At 36.0% G+C, this 25,327-nt stretch carries 22 protein-coding genes; 7 read left to right on the top strand and 15 right to left on the bottom strand.

Annotated elements, in window-relative coordinates; all coding sequences use genetic code 11:
• Nucleotides 1–9: 9 nt before the first annotated feature.
• The gene (locus H0S70_RS05035) at nucleotides 10–570 is read right to left on the bottom strand and encodes a DUF1599 domain-containing protein (protein WP_188322191.1); all 561 of its coding nucleotides are present in this window, start codon (nucleotides 568–570) and stop codon (nucleotides 10–12) included.
• Nucleotides 571–665: 95 nt separating this feature from the next.
• Here H0S70_RS05035 and folP point away from each other — a divergent pair, with 95 nt between their 5' ends.
• Nucleotides 666–1,508 carry a dihydropteroate synthase gene (gene folP / locus H0S70_RS05030; RefSeq protein WP_228453831.1) on the top strand — a complete coding sequence of 281 codons (843 nt, stop codon included), beginning with the start codon at nucleotides 666–668 and terminating at the stop codon, nucleotides 1,506–1,508.
• A gap of 6 nt (nucleotides 1,509–1,514) precedes the next feature.
• Here folP and H0S70_RS05025 read toward each other — a convergent pair whose 3' ends face one another.
• The 4 genes from H0S70_RS05025 to recG all read right to left on the bottom strand — a co-directional run bounded on the left by H0S70_RS05025 (nucleotide 1,515) and on the right by recG (nucleotide 6,389).
• The gene (locus H0S70_RS05025) at nucleotides 1,515–1,751 is read right to left on the bottom strand and encodes a hypothetical protein (RefSeq protein ID WP_031502374.1); all 237 of its coding nucleotides are present in this window, start codon (nucleotides 1,749–1,751) and stop codon (nucleotides 1,515–1,517) included.
• A 38-nt stretch (nucleotides 1,752–1,789) separates the two neighbouring features.
• On the bottom strand, nucleotides 1,790–2,869 hold the full coding sequence (locus H0S70_RS14135) for a DUF5686 family protein (RefSeq protein ID WP_394367321.1): 1,080 nt from the start codon (nucleotides 2,867–2,869) through the stop codon (nucleotides 1,790–1,792).
• Nucleotides 2,866–4,218: a hypothetical protein gene (locus H0S70_RS14130; RefSeq protein ID WP_228453791.1), complete on the bottom strand. Its 1,353-nt coding sequence runs from the start codon at nucleotides 4,216–4,218 to the stop codon at nucleotides 2,866–2,868. Before H0S70_RS14130 ends, H0S70_RS14135 begins: the two co-directional genes overlap by 4 nt.
• 80 nt (nucleotides 4,219–4,298) lie before the next feature.
• On the bottom strand, nucleotides 4,299–6,389 hold the full coding sequence (gene recG / locus H0S70_RS05015; protein ID WP_188322189.1) for an ATP-dependent DNA helicase RecG: 2,091 nt from the start codon (nucleotides 6,387–6,389) through the stop codon (nucleotides 4,299–4,301).
• Between the two features lie 174 nt (nucleotides 6,390–6,563).
• Between recG and H0S70_RS05010 the strand changes: the two genes are divergently transcribed.
• Entirely contained in the window at nucleotides 6,564–7,745 is a 1,182-nt protein-coding gene (locus H0S70_RS05010) for an IS4 family transposase (protein ID WP_188321918.1), read from the top strand.
• Between the two features lie 86 nt (nucleotides 7,746–7,831).
• Here H0S70_RS05010 and H0S70_RS05005 read toward each other — a convergent pair whose 3' ends face one another.
• The 8 genes from H0S70_RS05005 to H0S70_RS04970 all read right to left on the bottom strand — a co-directional run bounded on the left by H0S70_RS05005 (nucleotide 7,832) and on the right by H0S70_RS04970 (nucleotide 19,258).
• Nucleotides 7,832–8,365, bottom strand: a complete 534-nt coding sequence (locus tag H0S70_RS05005) for a thioredoxin family protein (RefSeq protein ID WP_188321917.1) — start codon at nucleotides 8,363–8,365, stop codon at nucleotides 7,832–7,834.
• A gap of 37 nt (nucleotides 8,366–8,402) precedes the next feature.
• Nucleotides 8,403–9,914: a peptide MFS transporter gene (locus H0S70_RS05000; RefSeq protein WP_188321916.1), complete on the bottom strand. Its 1,512-nt coding sequence runs from the start codon at nucleotides 9,912–9,914 to the stop codon at nucleotides 8,403–8,405.
• A 75-nt stretch (nucleotides 9,915–9,989) separates the two neighbouring features.
• Nucleotides 9,990–11,495, bottom strand: coding sequence for a peptide MFS transporter (locus H0S70_RS04995; RefSeq protein ID WP_188321915.1), 1,506 nt, complete (start codon nucleotides 11,493–11,495; stop codon nucleotides 9,990–9,992).
• A gap of 134 nt (nucleotides 11,496–11,629) precedes the next feature.
• Nucleotides 11,630–13,294, bottom strand: coding sequence for a peptide MFS transporter (locus tag H0S70_RS04990; RefSeq protein WP_188321914.1), 1,665 nt, complete (start codon nucleotides 13,292–13,294; stop codon nucleotides 11,630–11,632).
• Between the two features lie 483 nt (nucleotides 13,295–13,777).
• The gene (locus H0S70_RS04985) at nucleotides 13,778–15,904 is read right to left on the bottom strand and encodes a S9 family peptidase (protein ID WP_188321913.1); all 2,127 of its coding nucleotides are present in this window, start codon (nucleotides 15,902–15,904) and stop codon (nucleotides 13,778–13,780) included.
• A gap of 148 nt (nucleotides 15,905–16,052) precedes the next feature.
• Entirely contained in the window at nucleotides 16,053–17,402 is a 1,350-nt protein-coding gene (locus H0S70_RS04980; RefSeq protein WP_188321912.1) for an AAA family ATPase, read from the bottom strand.
• A gap of 116 nt (nucleotides 17,403–17,518) precedes the next feature.
• Entirely contained in the window at nucleotides 17,519–18,031 is a 513-nt protein-coding gene (locus H0S70_RS04975; RefSeq protein ID WP_123247747.1) for a helix-turn-helix domain-containing protein, read from the bottom strand.
• Nucleotides 18,032–18,166: 135 nt separating this feature from the next.
• A complete protein-coding gene (locus tag H0S70_RS04970; RefSeq protein WP_123904966.1) occupies nucleotides 18,167–19,258 on the bottom strand; it encodes a TerC/Alx family metal homeostasis membrane protein in 1,092 nt (363 codons plus the stop codon).
• 349 nt (nucleotides 19,259–19,607) lie between these two features.
• On the opposite strand from H0S70_RS04970, the gene H0S70_RS04965 reads away from it, so the two are divergent.
• A complete protein-coding gene (locus tag H0S70_RS04965) occupies nucleotides 19,608–20,714 on the top strand; it encodes a M14 family zinc carboxypeptidase (RefSeq protein ID WP_188321911.1) in 1,107 nt (368 codons plus the stop codon).
• 49 nt (nucleotides 20,715–20,763) lie between these two features.
• Here the strand turns inward: H0S70_RS04965 and H0S70_RS04960 are convergent, their stop codons facing one another.
• Nucleotides 20,764–21,267 (bottom strand): DUF4920 domain-containing protein, encoded by a 504-nt coding sequence (locus tag H0S70_RS04960; RefSeq protein ID WP_188321910.1) that lies wholly within the window; start codon nucleotides 21,265–21,267, stop codon nucleotides 20,764–20,766.
• A gap of 192 nt (nucleotides 21,268–21,459) precedes the next feature.
• Between H0S70_RS04960 and H0S70_RS04955 the strand changes: the two genes are divergently transcribed.
• Nucleotides 21,460–22,869: an APC family permease gene (locus H0S70_RS04955; protein ID WP_188321909.1), complete on the top strand. Its 1,410-nt coding sequence runs from the start codon at nucleotides 21,460–21,462 to the stop codon at nucleotides 22,867–22,869.
• Here H0S70_RS04955 and H0S70_RS04950 read toward each other — a convergent pair.
• Nucleotides 22,866–23,015, bottom strand: coding sequence for a hypothetical protein (locus H0S70_RS04950; protein WP_188321908.1), 150 nt, complete (start codon nucleotides 23,013–23,015; stop codon nucleotides 22,866–22,868). The two genes, H0S70_RS04955 and H0S70_RS04950, sit on opposite strands and share 4 nt — an antisense overlap.
• A gap of 31 nt (nucleotides 23,016–23,046) precedes the next feature.
• On the opposite strand from H0S70_RS04950, the gene H0S70_RS04945 reads away from it, so the two are divergent.
• The 3 genes from H0S70_RS04945 (at nucleotide 23,047) to menA (ending at nucleotide 25,287) form a co-directional block, all read left to right on the top strand.
• Complete coding sequence (locus H0S70_RS04945; RefSeq protein ID WP_031502609.1) at nucleotides 23,047–23,283, top strand: hypothetical protein; 237 nt, start codon at nucleotides 23,047–23,049, stop codon at nucleotides 23,281–23,283.
• Nucleotides 23,284–23,435: 152 nt separating this feature from the next.
• Complete coding sequence (locus tag H0S70_RS04940) at nucleotides 23,436–24,272, top strand: 1,4-dihydroxy-2-naphthoyl-CoA synthase (protein ID WP_031502611.1); 837 nt, start codon at nucleotides 23,436–23,438, stop codon at nucleotides 24,270–24,272.
• An 85-nt stretch (nucleotides 24,273–24,357) separates the two neighbouring features.
• Nucleotides 24,358–25,287 carry a 1,4-dihydroxy-2-naphthoate octaprenyltransferase gene (gene menA / locus H0S70_RS04935; RefSeq protein ID WP_188321907.1) on the top strand — a complete coding sequence of 310 codons (930 nt, stop codon included), beginning with the start codon at nucleotides 24,358–24,360 and terminating at the stop codon, nucleotides 25,285–25,287.
• The last annotated feature ends 40 nt before the right edge of the window (nucleotides 25,288–25,327 follow it).

Here is a 25,327-nt window from a genome sequence, read left to right as displayed (position 1 = left end):
TAAATTTCCTTAGATTATTTTATGTTCAAATTGTTCTTCCGAAAGTTTAATCAAACAAAAAACCGCATAATTCAGCATATCGAAATAATTGGCATCGATTCCTTCCGAAACCAAAGTTGCTCCGGCGTTATCCTCTATCTGTTTGGTTCTTAGTACTTTCTGGAAAATTAAATCGGTGATTGATGAGATTCTCATTTCTCTCCAAGCTTCACCATAATCATGGTTTTTGCGCAACATCAGTTCTTTTGCTTCGTTTGCAAAATGGTCGTACAAATTCAAAATTTCGTTTGTATCCTGCTTAAAATCATCTGCGAATCCTTTTTCCAACTGAATTAATCCGATAATTGCATAATTCACAATGGCGATGAAATTTTCCTCTTCAGATTCACCAACCTTGGAAATTCCTGTGGTTTGAAAATTTCTCAAACTTTTTACTTTAATGAAAATCTGATCCGTTAAAGAAGGAGTTCTGAGTACGCGGAAGGAAGCACCGTAATCACTAAGTTTTTTACTGAATAAATCTCGACAGGAGCTGATAATTTCGTCGTATTGTAATGATGTTTTCTGCATAAAAATTTCTAAACTTTTCAAAGATAAGAATTTTGATAGGAAGTTGGAAGTTCAATGCAGAAACTTTCTGGCAAGTATTTGCTAAATTTGCGCCTATGAAACCTGAAGTTTATAAAAATTTTTCGCCTTTTTTTTCTGTTAATTGTCGCGGCAATCTTCTCGATTTGTCTTCTCCGAAAATTATGGGAATTCTCAATTTAACTCCCGATTCGTTTTCGGATGGTGGTCAATTTAATGACGAAAAATCAGCTTTGCTTCATGCTGAAAAAATGATTAATGACGGAGCCGAAATAATCGATATAGGAGCGCAATCAACTCGTCCGAATGCCCAGTTTTTATCGTCAAAAGAGGAAATTTCACGGATTGGGAAAATGATTTTTTTGATTAAAAAAGAATTTCCTAAAACTTTGATTTCATTAGATACTTTTTATGCCGAAGTGGTGGATTTCGGTTTTAATGAAGGTATAGATCTCGTAAACGATATTTCCGGTGGAATGTTTGATGAAATAATGTTTGAAACTGTCGGAAAAACAGGACTTCCTTATATTTTGATGCATGTGAATCCGACTTATGAATCAATGCATGAAAAATTGATCGAGGAAGATATTATACTTAATATTAATCGTTATTTTTCAGAGAAAATCCAGCAATTACAAAGTTTTGGGGTGAAAGATATTATTCTGGATCCAGGTTTCGGATTTGGAAAATCGGTTGAGCAACAACATCAAATGATTGATGAGATCGAGCATATTGGATTCGGAAAATTTCCTCTGTTAATAGGGATTTCACGGAAATCTTTTATCTACAAACCTTTAGGAAAGGGACCGCTGGAAATACAGGAGGAAACGCAAAAACTTCATCTGAAAATGCTTAATAAAGGAGCGCGAATTTTTCGCGTACATGATGTTGCCGCGACCAAGAGAACTTTAAGCGTTTAAAAAAAATTAATTTAACGAGGAAAGTTTTTCAGCGTATTCTTTTGCGAAAATTTCGCGATCTTCATTGAGCTTTTCTAAGTTTTCTGGCAAAATATAATTGAAAAGCAATTGCTCTTCATCATCCAAAAAAATAAGTTCTTTTTCCTCGCCATCGATCATTTGGGCGAAAATTTCCCACATGGAAGTGTCTCTCGATTTCAAAAGTTCGAAAAATTGAGAAGCTTTTATTTGAATGATTTTCATTTGATGATCTTTATTTTTTGCAAAAGTAACCTTAATTCTTAAAATCCTAAAAAGTTAAGCTTTAATTGAATGGCAAAATTTTCTTTAAAAGAAGACGTGGAGTAGTGGCCAACCCGATAGAAAAATCCGAGATTGAATGGTGTCCCAAGAAAATGATTGCTTTCTAAACCAATTTCCTGGTAGAGATGATTGAGTTTTTGGAACTCAAAATGGTGTACTTCCGGATTTTTCATATCACCGGAAATTCCTCGGTAAACTAAATCGAAACTCGAAGTATTTCTCCCGAATGTTTTAAAATACCACGGAATTCGATGGGTAAGATAGTAACCAACAAACTTGTCGTTATAGTATTTTCCGCTTTCCATTGTTGCAAATCCGAGGAAAGAGGTAAGGTTGAAGTTGAAACTGTTTTTTCCATTTCCAAGCCCGTTCATCGTGAAATGATGCCAAATTGGAGTTTCACCTGAAACCAAGCCTCCGTACACGCGAATGCCCGTCACGCCGGCTTTTGTCTTGAAATTATGTTGAGCCAAAACGTCGAATTTGCTGTAATTCAAATCTCCACCAAGGGTTTTCAAACCTTGCTCAAAATTCAAATAAAATTCAGGAAAATTCTGCTCATAAGTGAATTTTCCGGAAGGCGTCATGATATTTTTCGATTTCGGTGCGTATTTTAAAGTAATTTGTCCGGCAAAATTGTCGAAACGTTGTCCTCGATTCATGAAATCATAATTAAAAGTAGCTTCTTCTTTGTCTTTTTTTGCGGAAATTTTCATGGTTAATGCATTGCTAAGATCATTTTCAAACGATAATTTAAAGCCTTCGAAATGATAGAATCTATCATTTTTAAGATCAATTCCGGAATTCATAATTTTCATTTTGAAATTCCACAAATTTTCATTGAAACGTCCTGCCGTCATTACATCTTTGTAATATTCAGCGCGGAAAAATGAGTTCTTTTCCAGCGTGGTTTTTATATCAATTCCTGCTCCGTACTTCCAGTTTCCGTCTTTAAAACCATAAGCGATATAGGCGTCCGGCGAAATGTATTGGTTGAATCGCTCGTTGAGTTTTGTAGCAACTCCCAGCCGAATACCTTCATATTGGTTATATTTTATGATTTGAGAAGCATCAATTCGAATTTTCCCACTCTTATTTTTCCTTTGATAAGTCCGGTAAATGCATTGATTTTCTGATCGAGTTTGTATTTTTTTCCAACGCTGTCGATTTTTTCGTAGGTCATTTTTTCTCTGGCCGTTAAAGAATCTGTTCGGAATTGGTTGATAAGACTTCCGTCGGAATTTTTCACCGATATGGTGTAACCAGAGAAATCTTTTTTATTTTCGTCAATCGGAGTTTTGAAATCGAAATAATCAGCGACTACAAAAACGTAATTACCGAATTTTTTCTTATTTTTTTCCTTTTCCTTATCATCTGATTTTTGAGTCTCAAAAGCCGTGGCGCCCATTCTTACTTTATAATTTTCTTTGCTCAGAAACCATTTGTTGTTAATGGGTTTCCAGATGCTTGTGATGCTTCCATCGCTTTTTTTCTTGCTGTTGCTTTCGATTTTTTTTAAGCCGTATGTTTCTGCATCAACATAAAGATAACCATTGAATTTTCTTTTATTGGGAGCTTGCTTGTAATTCACCTGACGAAAGCGGATCACATAATTTTTTCTTCCTTCAATGTCAATGGAATCGGTGAGGAAAAAGCGGTAAAGGGAACGGTTTTCTTCACGGATTTCGCGCGGAATGCGATTTCTGTTGGAGCGCAAGGTCATCATTTCGTAGATCGGTTGTTTCAATCCGGAAACACGGTTGTCGAGAACATTGATTTTTTCGCCATATTTCTTTGAAAAAAGATATTCAGATGCTTTTTCCCAAAGGAAAAGTTTGCTGGAAGTTATTAGTTTCATCACATTCACACTTTCTATGGAATCTTTTTTTCTTTCGTGCGTCTGAATTTGCACCGGAAGTTTCTTCAAAGAATCTAATCTTTTTTCGAGATAATTATTGTAATGTTTAATACTGTCTTCATCAATATCTAAAGAGATTTTTTCATAAGATTTAAAAGAGTAGGAGTCTAAACTGTTTGGCGAATTTTTTTCGTAATTATCATTTACTTTTTGTAAAATTTCAAGTGCCAAAGGATCGCTTTTATCATTGATAATTACGGTTTCAATCGATTGTGTTTTTGGATCAACTTTGGTGAGCGCAATTTCCATTACTTTGTCAACCACTACATCATCTTCATGATATCCGGCAGCTTTCACGGTTACTTTTTTACATTTACTTCGAAAATTCAGTTTCCCAAGAGCATTGGTTTCTCCTAGGATTTTATTGTTGCATAACACCCTTGCATTTTGGATGGGTTTCCCTTCACCAGCTTGCAAAACAGAGATTTGTGATTGCCCGAAAATATTCAGAAAAACCAATAAAAAAAGCAATGTTGACAATTTATTCATAGAAACAAAAGTATTTAAATTATCCGAATGAAATCGTTTTTTGAATGTTTTAATAGCGCTGAGTCGGTTATTTCTTATGATTAGGAAATCCGGCTCCATTTATTTTTTCCTTTATAGAGTTTTATATAGTAATTTCTCATGTCCAAATTTTCCGGTTTGGTCAGTTGTGGATCGGTTGTAAGCAATAGTTCTACAGCAGTTTTTGCTGTTTTAATGATTTTACCGTCAGCTACCAAATCCAGTTTTTTAAAATCTACCACGCCACTTTGCTGTGTTCCCAAGATATCGCCCGGACCACGGAGTTGCATATCAACTTCCGAAATTTTGAATCCATCGTTGGTTTCGGTCATTGTTTTGATCCGTGTTCGGCTTTCTTTGCTGAGTTTATCAGAAGTCATCAGGATACAGTAGCTTTGCTCTGCACCACGACCAACTCTGCCACGTAACTGGTGAAGTTGGGACAAACCGAACCGTTCTGCACTTTCTATCACCATTACTGAGGCGTTCGGAACGTTTACGCCAACTTCAATTACGGTGGTTGCTACCATGATTTCAGCTTTTCCGGACGCGAAATATTGCATCGCGGCATCTTTTTCTGCCGGTTTCATTCGTCCATGGAGCATGGTCACATTTTTTCCTTCAAAAAAAGTGGTAATATGATCAAAATTTTCCATGAGATTCTTGTAATCCAAAGTTTCGGATTCTTCAATTAATGGATAAACGAAATAAATTTGCCGGCCTTTTTCGATTTCATCCTTGGCAAATCTGAAGACGGAAAGTCGATCTTGTTCCCTTCTGTGAGCAGTGATGATGGGTTTTCTACCGACAGGCATTTCATCGATTACCGATACATCCAAATCGCTGTAAAAACTCATCGCCAAGGTTCGCGGAATCGGTGTTGCAGTCATTACCAAAATATGTGGAGGGATTTTATTTTTTGCCCAAAGTTTCGCTCGTTGCGCCACTCCAAAACGATGTTGCTCATCGATAATCGCAAGTCCGAGGTTTTTGAACTGCACAATATCTTCCAAAACAGCATGTGTTCCTACCAAAATTGCAAGTTCACCGCTGAGTAACTCTTCATGAATTATTTTTCTTTCGGAAGTTTTTGTGGAACCGGTTAGGAGGCGAACTTTGATATCCGTGTCCTTTAATAATTCGTGAATCGAATTGAAATGTTGTTGAGCCAGAATTTCTGTGGGAGCCATCATACAGCTCTGAAAACCATTGTCCATTGCGATCAACATGGTGAGTAATGCGACCATCGTTTTCCCCGAACCTACATCTCCTTGCAGTAACCTGTTCATCTGAATTGGCTTTTTCATATCCGTTCGGATTTCCTTTAAAACCCGTTTTTGTGCGTTGGTAAGCTCGAAAGGAAGTGCATTTTCATAAAAATTATTGAAATTTTCACCAATTTTAGGGAAAGGATTCCCAATTACTGAAGTTTTTTGATGTAGTTTTTTCAAACCGTAACCCAACTGAAAGAAAAATGCTTCATCAAATTTAATTCTTCGGTTGGCATGCTCAAAATGATAGAAATCCTTTGGAAAATGAATATGGTAAAATGCAGGAATTCTTCCGATTAGTTTTAAATTTTTCATTAAATCTTCGGGCAAATTTTCTTGCATCAATAATGGTAAACTTTGGGTAATTTCTGATAGGATATTTTGAAAGAACTTATTATTAATCCCTCTTTTCGATAGTTTTTCACTTCCTGAATAAATCGGAAGAAGTGAACCGTAAAGCGCTTTTTTTTCGTCAACTTCTATCTCTGGATGCGGCATCGAATAATTGCCATTGAAAAGATTTACTTTCCCAAAAATAAAGATTTCGCGGTTCAGTGGAATTTGTTCTTTCATCCAGTTTGAATATCGAAACCATACCAGTTCCAAGGTTCCGGTTTCGTCGCGGAATTTTGCGGAAAGCCGTTTTTGTCCTTTACCATAACCGATTTCCTGTAAATCAGTAATTTTTCCTTTAAATTGAATTTCGGTTTCGGGCTCTTGCTTTAAATCTCCGATTTGGTAAATTTTACTTTTATCGATGTAACGCAAAGGATAAAAAGTAAGAAAATCTTCAACTGTCGTAATTCCCAAAACATTCCGAATGAATTTGGCGCGTTCCGGACCGATTCCTTTGATGAATTCTATGGGAGTTTCTAAGTCGATTTTTCTTGAATTAAGATGAAGGCGAATTTCGGTAAAATAAAAAAGACTTCCAAAAATTAATTTGAAAGTCTTGGTTTTTTAACGAATATTCAATAGCGTCCTAAATAAAAAAAATAAGAAGGAATTAGAGTAACTCAAAGTACCTTTGAGGTTGCACAACAAAAAAACCTTCTTATGGACTCAAAATTAACATTATTTTCTCAGATTATTTCAAAAATAGACCGAGTAATTTTCAAAAAAATAGTCAAAGAAAAAAAGACCGATTACCGAAATAAAGGATTCGATAGTTGGACCCATTTAGTTTCTATGCTTTTCTGTCATTTTGCGAAAAGCACCTCGGTACGGGATATTTCCAATGGACTTCGTAGCGCAACGGGCAACCTCAATCATTTAGGAATAAAAACTGCACCTTCCAAATCTTCCATCAGTTACCAAAATGGGAAAAGAGATGCAGACTTGTTCAAAGATTTGTATTTCATATTATTAGAACATTTAGGACAGCACACCAAACAAAAACGAGTAAAGCTGAAAATAAAAGTTCCCGTTTATCTATTAGATTCCACTCTTATTTCCCTGTGTCTTTCTTTATTTGATTGGGCAACGTATCGCACTAAGAAAGGAGCTGTAAAGATGCATACCTTGCTTGAATACGATGGGAAACTTCCGGTTTATGTGAATATTACCAAAGGAAGCGTTGCGGATAATAAAGGGGCTGAAAACATTCCCTTAGAGAAAGGTGCGGTGATTGTAGCCGACCGTTTTTACAACGATTTTCCGATGCTTTCTATTTGGGACAGCAAAGGTGTTTTTTTTGTAATCAGGCATAAGGAAAACCTAAAATTTGAAACTTTACAGGAACGAGAACTTCCACCAAAAGGAGCGCAAAACATTTTGAAAGACGAAGACATAATCCTTTCAAACCCTATTTCAAAAGAAAAATACCCTAAAAAATTAAGAAGAGTGGCGGTTTTGGGCGATGAAAAAAAACAAAAAATCGAAATTATCACCAATAATTTCACTTGGGCAGCTTCCACCATTGCAGAACTGTACAAACAAAGGTGGCAGATTGAGATTTTTTTCAGAGACATCAAGCAATTGCTTCATATCAAAACATTTATCGGAACATCTGAAAATGCAGTTAAAATACAAATTTGGACGGCTCTAATTACCATTCTTATCCTAAAATACCTAAAATCAATCGCAAAATATCCTTGGCAATTATCAAATCTAGTAGCATTTATCCGACTGAATATTTTTGTGAAAATTAATCTCCAGTATTGGCTCGACAAACCTTTTGACCAACCACCTGAATCTCAAAAAACATATTATCAAGGGGTTCTTTTTGAAAATCTATAGAAAATTCCGCTTAAAGCCTATCTATATGTGCATAAAATATATCTGTTTTTTTATTTAGGACAGTATTGACGAATATTCATTTAAAATCAATCTTTAATCGTTGATCTGAATTTTTTCTGATAATTTTCCCATTGTTCTCGAGTATTGATTTTTTTATATTGATCTTCTGCAATGAATGGGATGTAAGGTTCCATTTCTTTTGCCGTAAGTGCGCCCTGCAAAATGGTAATTGGCATGCTTTGCTCATCCAAGAAAACAGTCGTAGGAATGGTAGTTACATTCATGAATTTAGCGAAATCGTGCAACGAATTTTTGCCTTTATGATCGACTTGATTACTGTTTGAGAATGTTCTTCCGAAAAGTGTGATGTTTTCTTTGCTTTCGGCATTAAACTTTACCGGATAGTAATTTTCATTCAAATATTTCGCGATAATCGGATGGTTGAAGGTGTTTTTCGCCATTATTTTGCATGGTTCGCAACTATCAATATAGAAATCAATCAATATTTTTCTTGGTTGATTTCGTTGAGCTTCTATTGCCTGTTCCAAATTCATCCATTTCACTTGTGAATAAGACGAAGATGCGATTAACAGAAAAAGTATGTAGGTGAATTTTTTCATCGCGAGTTGGATAGCAAAAATGGATTTTAGTTAAATATTATCTTACATCTTGCATTAATTTTTTCACATAAGGTGAAATAATAATGAGTACGACTCCGGCGATAAGGGCATAAATTCCCAATTGTTTATAACCTTCGGTGTAGGTTAAAAATTTATCTAAATTGGAAGCGTTTTCGTCTGCTGTCGCCATATTTGCTCCGATAATCCCTGCTACATATTGCCCGTAAGCAGAAGCCAGAAACCACATTCCCATCATCATTCCCTGAAGTTTTTCGGTGGAAAGTTTGGTCATAATTGAAAGCCCAATCGGTGAAAGACAAAGCTCACCAAAAGTAATGACCAATAATGCGATGGTGAAAATTTTAAGAGAGGTAATTCCTTGTAAATCAGCGAATAATCTGGTAGCAAACAATACGTAGTATCCTAAACCAAGGAAAATAAATCCTAAGCCGAATTTAATGATGGTATTCGGTTCCAGTTTTCTTTTGCTCAACCAAATCCAGAATAAACCTACCAATGGTGCTAAAAATATGATGAAAAACGCTCCGCCGGAATTGTTAACACCATTGGGATCTAAACCAAGCAAATCTTTATTGAGATTATTAGCCGCGAAAATACTTAGCGAACCGCCCGATTGCTCATAAATTCCCCAAAAAATAATAGAAAAAATGATGAAAACTAAAGCCGCCCAAAGTTTTTTTCTTTCAGCAGAAGTCACCTTTGTCATTTCATAAAATAGATAAAGCAATGTTGCCGGACCTACGATATACATGAATAAATCGGTGTATTGCGGAACGGAAACCATTTTCATGATGAGAGGAACGAAGATTAATGATAAAATGTAAACACCATATTCTTTCCATTTTTCTAACGCCACGGCAGAACCATCAGCCAGAATTTTCATTGGCGGTAAACCAATTGGTCCTAATCTTCTTTGGGTAAAAACAAAATTAATTAAACTAACTACCATTACAATTGCGGCCAAACCGAAAGCGACATTCCATCTTTTATCTTCAGGAATCATGGAAGAAAGCATTTCGCCTTTCCCGATAGCAATACATAAATAGCCACCGAGAAGTGCGCCAAGATTAATTCCGGCGTAAAAAAGCGAGAATCCCGCATCTCTTCTGGAATCATCGGATTTATAAAGTTTTCCCACCATGGTGGAAATATTTGGCTTAAAGAAACCGGTTCCAACGACAGTAAATGCAATTCCCAAAAAGAAAAACTGATGTGGTTCGAAGGCCAGAATCAAGCTTCCGACAATCATCAACAATCCACCCCAGAAGAGTGATTTTCTGAACCCCAAAATTTTATCGGCGAAAATTCCACCGACAAAAGTAAATGCATAAACAAACGCTTGTGTAGCTCCATACTGCAGATTGGCTTGCTGATCTCCAAAATTTAATTGAGAAATCATAAAGAAAACAAGCATTCCGCGCATTCCGTAGAAGCAGAACCGTTCCCACATCTCCGAGAAAAAAAGTGACCAGATTTGCTTTGGATATTTTCCTTTGAAATCCTGAATTTGTTCTAACGTAAGATTCATTTTAGAATAATTTTCAACGAAAATAGAAAAAACCACCGAATAATCGGTGGTTTAGTATAGTTAAATGCGATTGGATTAGTTTACTCCGTGCATTTTTTTCTCTAACCAACGGCTCATTGCAAACAAAATTAAAGCTGCAGCACCACACATCACAATAAATACAAGGAAGAAATCGAAAAGGTTAGTGATTTCAAATCCTAAGAAATGAGTGACTTTCGCACCCTGACCCTCTTCACCACTTCCCGGAATTAATGCTGATAAAGTTCCTGCAAATTTGTTTGCAGCAGCATTAGCCAAGAACCATGTTCCCATCAAAAGAGAAGAGAAACGCAGTGGTGAAAGTTTTGACACCATTGAAAGTCCGATTGGTGAAAGGCAAAGTTCACCCATTGTGTGAATTACATATAATGCGATTAGCCAGAACATAGAAACTTTGTCCATCATTCCCAAACCATAAACGGCAAATGCAATAACTACGTATCCTAAAGAAACCAATGCTAAACCAATCGCCATTTTCTTTGGCGAAGACGGCTCCATACCACGGTTACCAAGACGCAACCAAATTGAAGAGAACAATGGTGCAAGTACAATAATTGCCAGTGGGTTTACTGACTGGAAGTAACTGGCAGGCATTTCCCAGCCGAAAATCGTTCTGTCGGTCTGTCTGTCAGCAAAAATTGTCAGTGAAGCCCCGGCCTGCTCAAATGCGCCCCAGAAGAAAATTACAAAAAATGCCAAAATGAAGATGACCATAATTCTCTCGCGTTCTTCTTTGGTCAAAGATTTATCTGTAAGAACAATTAGCGGCATCACGATCATCGCACCATAAATAAGATATCCAATAATATCCCAATCGCTTTGGAACATGGTTTTAAAATTCATTAAGAAGAAAATAATCGCTATTGAGCCTAAAACCATTCCAAGCTGTGCGATACCAAATTTATTGGTTGGCATCCCGATTGGCTTGTGTTCGTGATCTACAAGCAGTTTATTTTTCTGAAGCATAAAAGTAATTAACCCGATTACCATACCGATACCTGCCGCCAGGAAGCCCCACTTAAAATCAATTTTTTCAGCCAGCGTTCCAGAAATAAGCGGTGCAAAGAAAGCTCCCAGGTTAATACCCATATAGAAAATGGTAAATGCTGAATCTACCCTGCGATCCCCCTTTGGATAAAGCTGACCCACCATCGTTGAAATGTTTGGTTTGAAGAAGCCGTTTCCAATGATTAACATGGTAAGACCAATCCACATCAGCGTAATTGCTGAACTGCCTGAAGTGGAAGCACTGAAAAACATTACAAACTGCCCAAGTGCCATAAGTACACCCCCAATTTCTATACTTCGTCTGTTGCCCAGAAAACGGTCTGCAAGATAACCACCCAGAAGCGGCGTAAGATATACCAAACCTGTATAACTTCCGTAGATTTGTGAAGCTTCTGCATCATCCATTAAAAGCATTTTCGTCATGTATAAAACGAAAATTGCACGCATACCGTAATAAGAGAAACGTTCCCACATTTCTGTCATAAACAAAAGATAGAGTCCTTTAGGGTGCCCTTTTTGCTCTGCTGTGTCCATTTTTTTTTATTTGTTAATAATTGTTAAGGAGCAAATATAGTTTTTTTTCTTTTTCAAGGGATGATTATTTCAGTTTTAAAACAGAAAAGTGCCGAATTTCTCCGGCACTTTCCAGTAATTTTTGAAAAATTAGATTAATTCACTCCTTTTTCTTTCATGATCTTATTCAATCTTTTCAGAATAGATAAACCAAGAAGGGTAGCGAGAAGCAGTAAACCAAAATTTACGATAAAGAAATTAGCCTTGTTTTCATAATCGTACCAGAAACTTGCCAACACTCCCGAAAGTTTGTTACCAATTGAGGTGGAAAGGAAGAATCCTCCCATCATCAGGGCAGTAAGTCTAGGAGGAGATAATTTAGAAACTAAAGAAAGTCCCATTGGTGATAAACAAAGTTCGCCGACTGTAATTACCCCATAAGCAGCTACGAGCCACAGTGCAGAAACTTTGAATGCGCCATTATCTCCGGCATACACGGCTCCAATCATCACCAAGCAGGAAAGCGCAGAAATAAAGAGTCCCAATACAATTTTAGCCGGTGTTGTAGGCTCTTTGCCACGTTTTCTTAAAAACATAAAAAATCCAACAACAATAGGCGTTAAAACAATTACCCAAAACGGATTCACCGACTGGAACAACTCGGTGTTATAAAGATAAACTTTTCCTTCCGGATTGGCTTCCATGGCTGCTTTTTTCTCAGGCAACTCATTTCTGAAGTAGATGTCTTTTCCCTGCTCTTTTAAAGGATTACCGGCCTCATCTTTTTGAGCCTGGTACTGATCATCGTAAACATTTACTTCTTTTGATGTATAGTCTTTTGTTTCCACGAGATAAATGGCTTCCAGAGGTTTTTCAGCTACCGCGGGTACGCTTCTGTCGGTATAATAGTTTGCCCAACGTGTTAAAGCGGTTCCGTTTTGCTTGAAAACAGCCCAAAACATTAAACTTACTGCAAATATTGCCAGCAGCGCTCCGATTGGTCTTTTATCATCTGAATTTGCTTTCACATAAAGCATCACATAGAAGTAAACTACAGGCAAACATGCGAAGATAAAGGCATCTGTAGAATCACTTCCGAAGATATTTCCTGGAATAACCCAGCCAATAATTCCCGCTATGATTGCCGGCAAGAAAACTTTAACCAAGACATCAGAAATTTTCGTATCACCTGCCTGCACTGGCTTCATAACATTTGCTTTAAGGATATGTTTCCTTCCTAAAGAGAAAATCAGCAACCCAATAAACATCCCGACTCCCGCTGTAATAAATGCTTCGCCCCAACCAAATTTATTCCTCATAAATGCTGCGATGATGTTGCAAACGAAAGCACCAATATTAATTCCCATATAGAAAATGTTGTAACCCGCATCTTTATTGGCTTTGTAGGGTTCTTCTTCGTACAGATTTCCGAGTAATGTGGAGATACTTGGTTTGAAAAATCCGTTTCCTAAGATAATTAAACCCATTGATGCGTAAAACATGGGAATGTCTTTAAAAACTCCCAAACCGATATAACCCAATCCCATCAAGGTACCTCCAATATAGATTGCTTTGATGTATCCCAAAACGCGGTCGGCCAAGAATCCTCCAAGAAATGGGGTGAGATAGGTAAGCGCGATAAAAGTTCCGAAAATATCATCTGCATTTTTGTCATTAAAAGCCAATCCTCCGGTATCAGTCGGGTCGATCATGTATAAAACGAAAATTCCGAGGATCAGATAATACCCAAATCTTTCCCACATTTCTGTAAAGAAAAGGTAAGGTAAGCCCTTAGGGTGTTTGGCAGTAGATTTTTCCATATAAAATTGAATTTGCCCAAAAATAGGATTTTTAAATGGAATTAAAAATTTATCTAATGTTGATTAAAATAATAGCCCAGAGATTATCAACTATAAAAAGATTCGGAAAATAATCTGAAAACGATTCCCAATCAACTTTTAGGGAATGTGAATGATGATATTGATTTGTTGAAGAAGAAATATTTAGACAAAAATTAGACAAGTCAATTGGCTGAAAATTTGAAAAAATCGAGCGTAAAATTTTAAAAAATTTCGATTAATTAATTCAAAGATTGAAATCTCACAAAGAAAACTCTCCGAAATCTAAGCTATTAAATTTCAGTAATTGCAAAATTGAAGAAAACAATTCTTTGATTTACCCAGAACGCAATCGAACGATTGTTCTGATTACCATTATCGATAATAGGAGTTCACATAATTATTAAAAAACCGCAAAAGAAATTTCTCTTCTGCGGTTTTAATTTACTTTTCTTCTTCAAAATTCTACAAATTTTCCAAAATAAAATCGGTCATTTTTTGGTAGAGTTGTGGTCTTGTATTTCCACCATAAATCCCGTGGTTTTTATCAGGATATGCCATAAATTCGAATTGTTTTTTGTTCTGAATTAAAGCTTCTGCAAACTCCATTGAATTTTGGAAATGTACGTTGTCATCGGCAGTTCCGTGGATTAATAAGAATTTTCCTTTCAATAAACTTGCAAATTCTGTTGGCGAATTTTCATCGTAGCCTTTTGCGTTTTCCTGCGGGGTTCTCATGAATCTTTCGGTGTAAACCGTGTCATAATATCTCCAGTTGGTAACCGGAGCTACTGCAATACCGGCTTTGAAAACGTCTGCACCTTTAGTAAGGGCTAAACTTGCCATATATCCACCGTAACTCCAGCCGAAAATACCAATTCTGGATTTATCGATATAGGTTTGCTTACCGAACCATTTCGCAGCAGCAATTTGATCTTCGATTTCGTATTTTCCTAAATTTAAATAGGTTACCTTTTTGAATTTGGTTCCTTTGTAGCCGGTTCCGCGTCCATCTACACAAACAACGATATAACCTTTTTGTACAAGGTGGTTAAACCATAATCCGTTTCCTGCATCCCATGAATTAGAAACGCTCTGCGATCCCGGACCGGAATACTGGAACATAAAGAGCGGATATTTTTTGCTAGGATCAAAATCCTTAGGTTTTAACATCCAGGCATTCATTTGATCGCCGGCTTCGTTCGGAATCGTAATAAATTCCTTGCTCACCATATTATCAGCTTGAAGTTTTTTAAGCTGCTCATCATTATTTTGAAGTTCTTTCACTGTTTTTCCGTTTCCGTCTTTTAAAACATAAGTGTAAGGTTTCGTCGCAGTGGAGGAAGTTTCGATAAAATAATTATAATTTCCGCTGAAACTCGCACTGTTATTTCCTTCAGCGTTAGAAAGCAACGTCGATTTACCGGTTTCAATATTGATCTTAGAAACTACTTTATTGATGCTTCCTTTTTCGGTGGTTTGTACCAGAACTTCTTTTGTTTTTGGATTAAATCCGTAATAATCAGTTACTTCCCAATTTCCTTTGGTGATTTGTTTTTTCGGTTTTCCATTTTGGTCGTACCAATAAAGATGTCTGTTCCCATCTCTTTCGCTGCCCCAGATAAATGAATTGTCATCTAGAAATTCCAGCGTAACATTATCGGTTTCTATCCATTTATCATCACTTTCGGTAAATAATTTCTGAATAGTTCCGGTTTTTGTATTCACTTTTAAAACATCCGACGAATTTTGTAATCGGTCTGAAGTAATCAATACAATTTCGTCAGATTTTGCGGTTTTATAAACATTCGGAATGTAATAGTTCTTAAAGTTCAATAAATTTAAAGCTACTGTTTTCTGAGAATCCAAACGATATAAATGCGCTGAAACCATCGAGTTTTTTTCACCCGCTTTTGGATATTTAAACCGCAGTTCAGAAGGATAAAGCTGTTTTCCGTAAATCGGGATGTACATTTCCGGAACTTCCGTTTCATCAGATTTTACAAAGACAATTGCGTCCGAATTTTTGGTCCATTCGTATTGCTTTGCGTGCCCGAATTCTTCCTCATAAACCCAATCTGCAAGTCCGTTTATTATTGAGTTTTTCTTCCCATCTTGAGTGATTTGGGTAATCTTTTCTGAGTATAAATCTTGGTAAAATAAATTGTTTTCAGCAATAAATGCTACTTTCGTTCCGTCTGGTGAAAAAGTGGGTTCTTGAACGTAATTTCCATTGTTTAAACTTAATGTTTTTCCTGATTTTAAATCCTTTACATCGAATTTTCCGAGGAAAGAATGGCGATAAATGGGCTGACTTTTTTTTAGTAATAGGATCTTCGACTCATCATCATTAAATTGATAAGATTCGAAACTTCCATCGACAATATTTCCTTCTTTTGCGGATGTTTTATAAGAATATTTGGCAATTCCACCTCTTTCGATTACGGCATAATTTTCACCATTTTTTAAGGAAGCAATCCCTGCAATTCCTTTTCCGCGGTAGTATCCGGAGTAAATTTTATCTAAAGTTATTTCCTGTGAGAAAGTTGCTACAGAAACTAAAATAGAAACGGATAAAAAGATTTTTTTCATTGTAAAAATTTGATAATGATCAAAGATAACAAAATTATCAAAATGCGTCCATCATTCTCCAACAATAGGGATTCCTTTTGTTTGAAAAATTTTTTAACCAAAATATGAAGTTTTTCCTTTAAGTGAGCCGGTGTTTTCTCAAAAAAAATTACTCGTCCTGATCTCCATTATGAGTAAAACCAATGGTTTTTATTGGTTTTTCAACCATTTTATAGCTATCAAGTTCCGCTTTCAGAGCTTCAATTCTACTGGAAAAATCATCATAATTGTTGATCGAAACATCCTGTACAAATTGAGCAACGTGATTTAGGTATTCTCCTGTAAGTTTTGCGGAAGCTTCTCGAAAAGCGGCTTCCAAAAGTTTTTCAGTGATTTTTATATTTGGAGATCTGTTTTTTAGATAAATATCTCTGATTTTCTTCTTCAAACTTTGGGTGAAATCGATGATCATCGTATTCGAAAACACTTTCATTTTCATCGAAATATCTTTCCAGAACGGTAAATGATCGGCATCGTTCGCTTTTAAAATTTCCATTAAAACAGCATCTTTGGAAAGATTTTCCTTTATATAATACAGGATCATTTCGGAGCGTTCCTGGGCATTTGGCGGAAAAATGGGAATACTTACATCAAATCTTCCCGGAGCTCGAATTTCTCGATCGATGTCGACCAAAGCGTTGGCGGAACCGATCATCAGTAAACCTTCTTTTTCGAATTGGCTTACGTAATGCAAAATAATTTCCTTGGTTTCTTCATCACAAGACGAAACCGATCTTTCCTCGCTTCTTTCGCTCATAATGTTGTCAAATTCGTCCATGAAAAGCACAACTTTGTCTTCTTTCATCATTTCAACCAAAAAATCGTTGAAACTGGTTTTCCGACCATCCACAAATGAAGTTCCGAAATAATATTTTTTAATCTGTTTAAACTGAAAATCGACAATTTCTGCAATTTTATTAGCCCAGAAAATTTTTCCACTTCCGGGAGGTCCGTATAAAATAATTCCTGCTGATTTATGAATTCCCCAATCCGTAAGCAGCGAGTGATGTAAAAACGGATCTAAGGTTTTGGAAATAAAGAAAAAAAGGTCACGATAACCGATGAAATCTCGCTCAGCAAGACTGGTTTTTTTTCCGAAATAATCATAAACAAATTGATAATTGCCACCCAGCTTTTGATCGATTACATAGCTGGAAACTGAGGATTTATAAAAACCATTGTCATAGATTTTTACCTTATCTTTTTTTAATATTTCGGAAACTTTATCTTGGGGTTGCTTTATGGTTTTGGCGATATCTTCTACGGATTTATTTTGGCCTAAATCCTCTTCATATTTCTTCAAAAAAGTTATATTTTCTTTAGCGAATTTTATGAAATCTTTCTTTACCTCAAAATTTGTCGAAATGCATTCTGAAATTTCCAAATCGAAATCCTGGATAAAATTGATAAAGCTTTCGGTGGATATTTGGAGTTCTTTTGCGAGTTCGGCTAATTTCATTTTATAAATTTTTTTTTGCAACTATCACATTTGCAAAAATCATGCTGAATAGAAATTTCCTTACCCGAGAGAAATAGTCTGAAAAAAAATAATTGAAAAGGTACTTTTATTAGAAATTAAGGTTCGAAACTTTCAAATTTCCCATTGTCATAAAACATTACAATCCTGATAATTTTACTTTTTTGATTTTCAGGTGTTTGTAAGGGAGTTTGATTTTCCTGCACGCCTAATCGCTGAAAATCGGATATTTTTTCTTTTTCGGGAGTTTGTGCAGAAATTTTCGATTCTCGCGGAATATGTTTTTGTGTTGAATCTTCACTTTCCGTAATTCCGAAATTATCATCATCAATTAAAGTAAACAAATCGGGCAGGGAAGTGGGTTTTTGTTTTTCAACAATTATTTCCGGTTCTGGTTTGATGAGCATCTCACCTTCGCCTTTGATCAGCCAATCCCACTGAATTTCAGGAAAACGTTCTTTAATTTTAATGAGAAAATCCAAGGATGGTTTATTTCTACCGGAAGTAATATGCGAAATATTCGAACGTTGTACATCGATCGTATCTGCAAATTCAGAAGAAGAAAGTTCTGAATATTCTATAATTTTTGAAATTCTTTCGTTCAAATTCATAATTACAAATGTAAATAAATATTTACTTACAATAATATACAAATGTAAATAAATGAAATCGAAACGTGTTTACAAAAGTAAAACCAACAATATGATTGCTGGTTTTTAAATGTTTAAGGTGTTTACTTTTATAAATTACCGATGTAAATTTTCCTTATGATCATCATCAATTCTTAATTTTCTTTCCTTTTTATGTTCAGGAAATATTAACGAGAAAAATATACTTAGTCCTAAAATACTTACAATAATGAGCAATGAATGTGTTGTGGTAAATCCAAATGAATCCAGGTAGGAATGGAAAAGCATTTTCAAACCGATAAAAGTTAAAAGCATGGCCAATCCTAACTTCAGGAAACGGAATTTATCGATAATTCCTGCTAATAAAAAGAACATCGATCGAAGCCCGATAATCGCAAAAATATTGGAGAAAAATACAATATAAGGATCTTTAGTCACCGAAAAAATTGCAGGAATACTATCGACTGCGAAGATCAAATCCGTAGCTTCAATAATAAGGAGAACCAGAAAAAGCGGGGTAATTTTCTTCACACCATCTATTGTCACAAAAAATTTGTTTCCAACAAAATGGTCATGAACTTTAAAAAATCGTTTCGCAAACTTTACCACCGGGTGATTTTGAGTATCAATTTTCTCATCGTTGTCTTTATCGAAAAACATTTTGATTCCTGTGAAAACGAGAAATGCTCCGAATACATACATGATCCAACTGAATTTCTCGATCAGTGCAGCGCCAACGAAAATAAAGATAAAACGCATCACAATCGCTCCCAAAATTCCCCAGAACAAAACCCGGTGATAGTTCTTCTGCGCCACTCCAAAAGCTGAGAAAATAAGTACCATTACAAAGATATTATCCACAGAAAGGGCATACTCAACAACGTATCCGGTTAGATATTCCAGACCCAAATTTTGATTATACAATTGGATACTGTGTTCCAGATCTTGCGGAATAACTTTGACGGGATGATGATGAGAAGTAATCACCTGTTGTAGTTTTTCCATGTTATCGATGCCGTGGAGTAGGTGACCGTACGTGATCAAAATAAAATAAAAACACATGGACAATGCAACCACAAAGAAACTCATCAGTCCTGCTTGTTTCATTGAAATGGTGTCGGATTTTTTGTTTAATAATCCTAAGTCTAATGCGAGGATCAAAAAGATAAATAATATAAATCCTATAAGGAAAAGTGATTCGCTACTCATATAAAATATTTAGTATAAAGATAAGAAATTAATCATTTTTACTCTGATTTACATTTGTAATTTTATTGTAAATTATATCGATATCCACAAAATAATGTGTTTACGTTTTTTCCCTACAAATAGGCAATTCAGTGTACTTTTTAGCTTAAAGTACATTTAAAAAAGTAGTTTATTTAAATATAATAAATAACTGATATTTAGTTTGATATAAAAATTTTTTAAATAAAATGCAATCCACAATTTTATCAACAGACAAACTGACATTTTCACCTGTTTAGCTAATTTACAAAAGTGAATTTTTTAAATCCGTTTAAAAAAATTAAATTTGAAAATTGTAAAATAACTTTCTATGCGAGATAATCTCATTTATCGAAAATGCCCCGATTTCCCAAACCGCTATATTTCCCCGGGAAAATTATTTTTTTTCCTACAGACGAATTACAGCGATTGTATTTCAGAGATCGGAACATCATTTCTGGATCAACCTATTTATAAAATGCGAATCGGATCGGGTGGAACAAAGGTTTTGGCTTGGTCGCAGATGCATGGGAACGAATCGAATGCTACACACGCAATGCTTGATTTGTTGGAGATTTTTAAACATCAACCCGAATTGAAAGAAAAATTGTTTTCGGAGATAACTTTGGATTTTATTTTCATGTTGAATCCAGATGGATCAGAAAAATGGTCCCGCAGAAATGCGATAGATATTGATATAAACCGTGATTTTCTAAAGCTTTCGAGCAAAGAATTTCCTATTTTGAAAAATATCGCTGAAAACGGTAATTATGACTATGCATTAAATCTTCATGAACAACGTACGATTTTTACTACGGATGGTGAAAATCCGGCAACGCTTTCTTTTTTAGCACCTTCAATAAATAGAGAAAGAGAGGTCACTGAAACCCGAAAAAAATCCATGGCGGTGATTGTCAAGATTTTTGAGGCGTTGAAAACTGAGATTCCGAACCAGATTGCTCGATATTCGGATGAATTTTATCCAACCTCTACGGGAGATAACTTTACTAAAATGGGAATCCCGACAATTTTATATGAAGGTGGTCATTTTCCGAATGATTATAAAAGAGAAGGTACCCGAAAATATTATACTTTGGCGCTATACGAAGGTTTAAAGGCGATTGCGGAATTGAAAGGTGCAACTGATTTTTGGGAAAAATATCAGGAAATACCGGAGAATAAGGAGTCGCATTACGACATAATTTACAGAAATGTGAAATTGAACACCGATCATTATTGTATGCTCGACATCGCAGTACAGTTCAAGGAAGAAATTCGCGCCGGTGATGATGAAATTTCTTTTGTGCCTATCGTGATGGAAGTAGGTGACGTTGGCAAAAAAAAGGGTTGGAAAGAAATTGATTGTACCGGGAAAAAATTTATTTCCGACAAGAAATTTCCAAAACTGGATGCGGAAGTTGATTTTAAAATAGAATAGAAAAAGCGAGACTTAAAAGTCTCGCTTTAAATTTGTAAACTGTTGATAATTAATTCACAACCTTGATTCCGGATGCTACAAATCGAATTTCTTCCTGTGGTTTGGTGATGGCATCAATTTCCTGTTGCGATTTTTTCGCATCTTCAGCGTAATGTTTCTGCTCATCGACTGAAATTATTTTCGTCTCTGCGTTGCCTTCTAATACTACGTTTTTTCCAATCAAAGCAGTAGGAACGAAGAATCCGTAATCTTTCATTTTCACAAAAAACTTCTCGTTGTTTTCTGTTTCTAGAGTCAACCAGCAGCCTTTTTTATCGCAAACATCGGTTACTTTTCCTTTCACCGCAATATTTTCTATTTTTTTTGATTGAGCCAGCTTTTTATCCAATTTTTCTGGTGAAATTGCTTTTTTTTCAGCTTTTGCAGAAATTACACTTCCATAAACATCTCCTACTAAAGCGTTTCCTGGAGGTGGACCCATCTTTTTCTCGCTTTTCTGAGCGAAAACCATCGTAGATAATGCGATGCTTACTATAAATACTAATTTTTTCATAAACCAAATTTTCACAAAAATAATAAATTTTTCCAATTTTATTTTTAGAAAAGGTGTTTTTAAGTTTAAATCCTATATTAATCTTAATTAAAACTTAAAACCTTTAAATTAAATTTATACATTTACTAACTATGTTTTAAAAAATAATATATCCGGAACTAATCTTTTTTATTTAAAATATATTCAAAATTAATGGAAAAAAAACTCAAACTTTGGGATGCTACAATGCTCGTAATGGGCTCGATGATTGGTAGCGGAATATTCATTGTAAGTTCCGATATGATGCGGAATTTGGGATCCGGATATTGGCTGATTGCAGTGTGGATCATTACTGGAATAATGACGGTTGCTGCGGCGATTTCTTACGGTGAACTTTCTGCGATGTTTCCAAAAGCGGGCGGGCAATACACCTACATGACCGAAATTTTCGGCAGAATGACTGGTTTTCTCTACGGTTGGGGATTGTTTACGGTAATCCAAACCGGTACGATTGCAGCTGTTGCAATGGCTTTCGGAAAATTTACCTCTTATTTGATTCCAGCGCTTAATAATTCGCAACCGATTTTCCAAAGCGGAAGTTTCAAAATTACTTGGGTGCAAATTTTAGCAATTGTGATTATTCTTTTGCTCACTTATATCAATACCAAAGGAGTGAAAAATGGCAAATTTTTGCAGAATATTTTCACTACTTCAAAAATATTAGCGCTACTTGGAATTATCGTTTTCGGATTTCTTTTGGTTAAAGATTCGCAATGGACGGAAAATATGAGTTTTGGCTGGAATGCTTTCCAGGATTTTGGGAAGGAAGTAGGAAATGATCTGGTTCCAACCGGTTGGCAATCGATCGGAAGTGTTACACTTCTTGGCGGAATTGCAGCTGCGATGGTCGGGTCGGTCTTCAGTTCTGTTGCTTGGGAAAACGTAACTTTCATGTCGGGCGAAATTGAAAATCCAAAGAAAAATGTAGTAAAAGCAATGGTTTTGGGAACCATCGTTGTGATGATTTTGTATCTCCTCGTGAATTTCGTTTATTTGAATGTACTTGATCGAGACGAAATCGCATTTGCGGATAAAAATCGTCCTGCGGTAGCAGCGTCGGAAGTTATTTTCGGAAATTTAGGTACCGTAATTATGGCGATTTTGGTGATGATTTCTACGTTTGGTTGCATCAATGGATTGGTTTTAGCCGGCGCACGCGTCTTCCAGACTATGGCGAAAGACGGATTATTCTTCAAACAAGCCATAGAAAACAATAAAAATGAAGTTCCCGAAAAATCACTATGGATGCAGGGAATTTGGGCTTCATTCCTTGCGCTCAGCGGTCAATACGGCGATTTGCTGGATATGATTTCCTTCGTTATCGTCCTTTTCTATATGATTACGGTTTTCGGAGTTATTTACCTCAGAGTCAAAAAACCAAACATGGAACGGCCCTACAAAACATGGCTTTATCCCATAACGCCCATCCTATATCTATTGATCGGCAGTGCATTTTGTATCCTGTTGATTTGGTTCAAACCTCAATATACATGGCCTGGTTTCCTCCTTATTTTGCTAGGTTTACCGGTGTATTGGTTTATCAACAGACGAAAAACTGACTAATTATTTTTAGGAGCATCAAGGTTTTCTATATTTTTCAAGACTCCACCTGCTGTCCGTTGCAATCTTCCGCCGACCTTGTCGGCGGAAGGATTTCCACTTCCATCAGGGCTAGAAGTTCTGTCGTTTTTATTTTGAAGATTCCCCAAATTTACCTTACTTTTAATAAAAATTAAAAAAATGTCAGAACTCGTTCCGATTTTTCAGTCATCCTACCTTTACGAAATAGAGCTTGCCAAAACCAAACTCGCATCGCGTGATATTCCGAGTCACATTAAAAATGAATATGTAAATAATGTGGCAGTTTTTCCCATTTCTCAGAATTATTTTCTGTTAGTCAATCAACATGATGTGGAAATAGCCCAGAAAATTCTAGCAGAAACCAACGAAATCACCGAAGAAGAAAATCCGGAATAAATTATATCTTTCAAGCCGTATTTTAAAACTTTTAAGAATATTTTGAGTGCAATTCTACACGGAAAATTATCCGATTTTATTCCCAAAACCCTTCGTTTTCCTTTTGTCCTGCCTCATAAATTCCGTATCTTTGGCTCAAATTTTACAAGAAAATGATCGATTGGAAAACCGTAAAAGAATACGAAGATATTACTTATCAAAAGTGTGGCGCTGTAGCTAGAATTGCTTTCAACAGACCTGAAGTTCGCAATGCATTTCGCCCAAAAACAACCTCAGAATTATACGATGCTTTTTATCACGTTTCGGAAGACTCTTCTGTAGGTGTCGTGCTGCTTACCGGCGAAGGTCCTAGTCCAAAAGATGGAGGACATGCATTCTGCAGTGGTGGCGACCAAAAAGCGCGTGGTGAACAAGGCTACGTAGGCGAAGATGGAAGACATCGTTTGAATATTTTGGAAGTTCAGCGTTTGATTCGCTTTATGCCGAAAGTGGTGATTGCCGTGGTAAACGGTTGGGCAGTTGGTGGCGGACATTCTTTGCACGTGGTTTGCGATTTGACTTTAGCGAGCGAGGAGCATGCGATTTTCAAACAAACTGATGCCGATGTGACGAGTTTCGATGGAGGTTACGGATCGGCCTATTTGGCGAAAATGGTTGGTCAGAAAAAAGCCCGTGAAATTTTCTTTTTAGGAAGAAATTATTCTGCCAAAGAAGCTGAAGCAATGGGAATGGTAAATGCCGTGATTCCGCATGCAGAACTGGAAAATACCGCTTACCAATGGGCTCAGGAAATTTTAGAAAAATCACCTTTATCCATTAGAATGTTGAAATTCGCAATGAATTTAACCGATGATGGAATGGTTGGTCAACAAGTTTTTGCAGGCGAAGCAACGCGTTTGGCGTACATGACCGATGAAGCCAAAGAAGGCAGAAATGCATTCCTCGAAAAAAGAAAACCTGATTTCGGCGAAAATAAATGGATTTCTTAAAAATAGATTTTAGATAAGAGAAATTGACACAGATTTTTTAAATTTTGTCTAAAATCTCATATCTAAAATCTCATATCTAAAATATATGATTGATTGGATAAAAGCAGCGCGGCTGCGAACTTTGCCGCTGTCAATGAGCGGAATTATAATGGGATCTTTCATCGCAAGATGGAGAGTCATCGAAAACGGCGGAACTTGGGACTGGAAGATTTTTGCGATGGCAATTTTGGTGACGCTGCTTTATCAAATCCTTTCAAATTTTGCTAATGATTACGGCGATGGAGTAATAGGAACCGACAAAAATAGGATAGGAGAAGCCGAACAAAGAGCAGTAGCCTCTGGAAAAATTACAGCAAATCAAATGAGAAATGCAGTGATTTTGTTCGCAATTCTATCTTTTTTGGCAACGGTTGGGCTTTTATATCTTGCTTTTTTCAAAGAAAATTTAATGAAAGAATTCTACATTTTCGTAGGATTGGGAATTGCCTGTATATTGGCAGCAATATGTTATACAGTCGGTAAAAAACCTTATGGATACTTAGGTTTGGGCGATATTTTTGTGTTTGTGTTTTTCGGATTGGTTTCCGTTTGCGGAAGTTATTTCCTTTTCACCAAAACTTTTCACTGGGATATGCTTCTTCCTGCTACCGCAATCGGAATGTTGAGTGCAGCAGTTTTGAATCTGAACAATATGCGCGACATTGAAAACGATGCAATCAGCGGTAAAAAAACGCTGGCTTTGCGTTTAGGTTTTAGGAATGCAATGGTTTATGAAGTGATTTTATTACAGCTTCCTTTGATTCTAATGCTGGTTTTTATGATGATGAACGGTTTGCACACCGAAAGAAAATACTATGCTTTCATCTTTTTTATTTTGATGTTTCCAATGACGGGACTTCGAAGAAAAATTATGCAGGTAAAACAACCAAGCGAACTAGATCCTTTCTTAAAACAAGTTGGAATAATGACTTTGATGATGGCGATTTTAGTGGCTTTCGGTTTGAATTATTTCTAGAATATGAAAATAGCATTTGCAAATAAATCGCAAACAAATA

It is taken from the genome of Chryseobacterium manosquense, from assembly GCF_014623485.1.
In the GTDB taxonomy this organism is placed as follows: domain Bacteria; phylum Bacteroidota; class Bacteroidia; order Flavobacteriales; family Weeksellaceae; genus Kaistella; species Kaistella haifensis.
The sequence above is the reverse complement of the archived record's forward strand: the minus strand, read 5'-3'. Positions and strand labels throughout refer to the sequence as shown.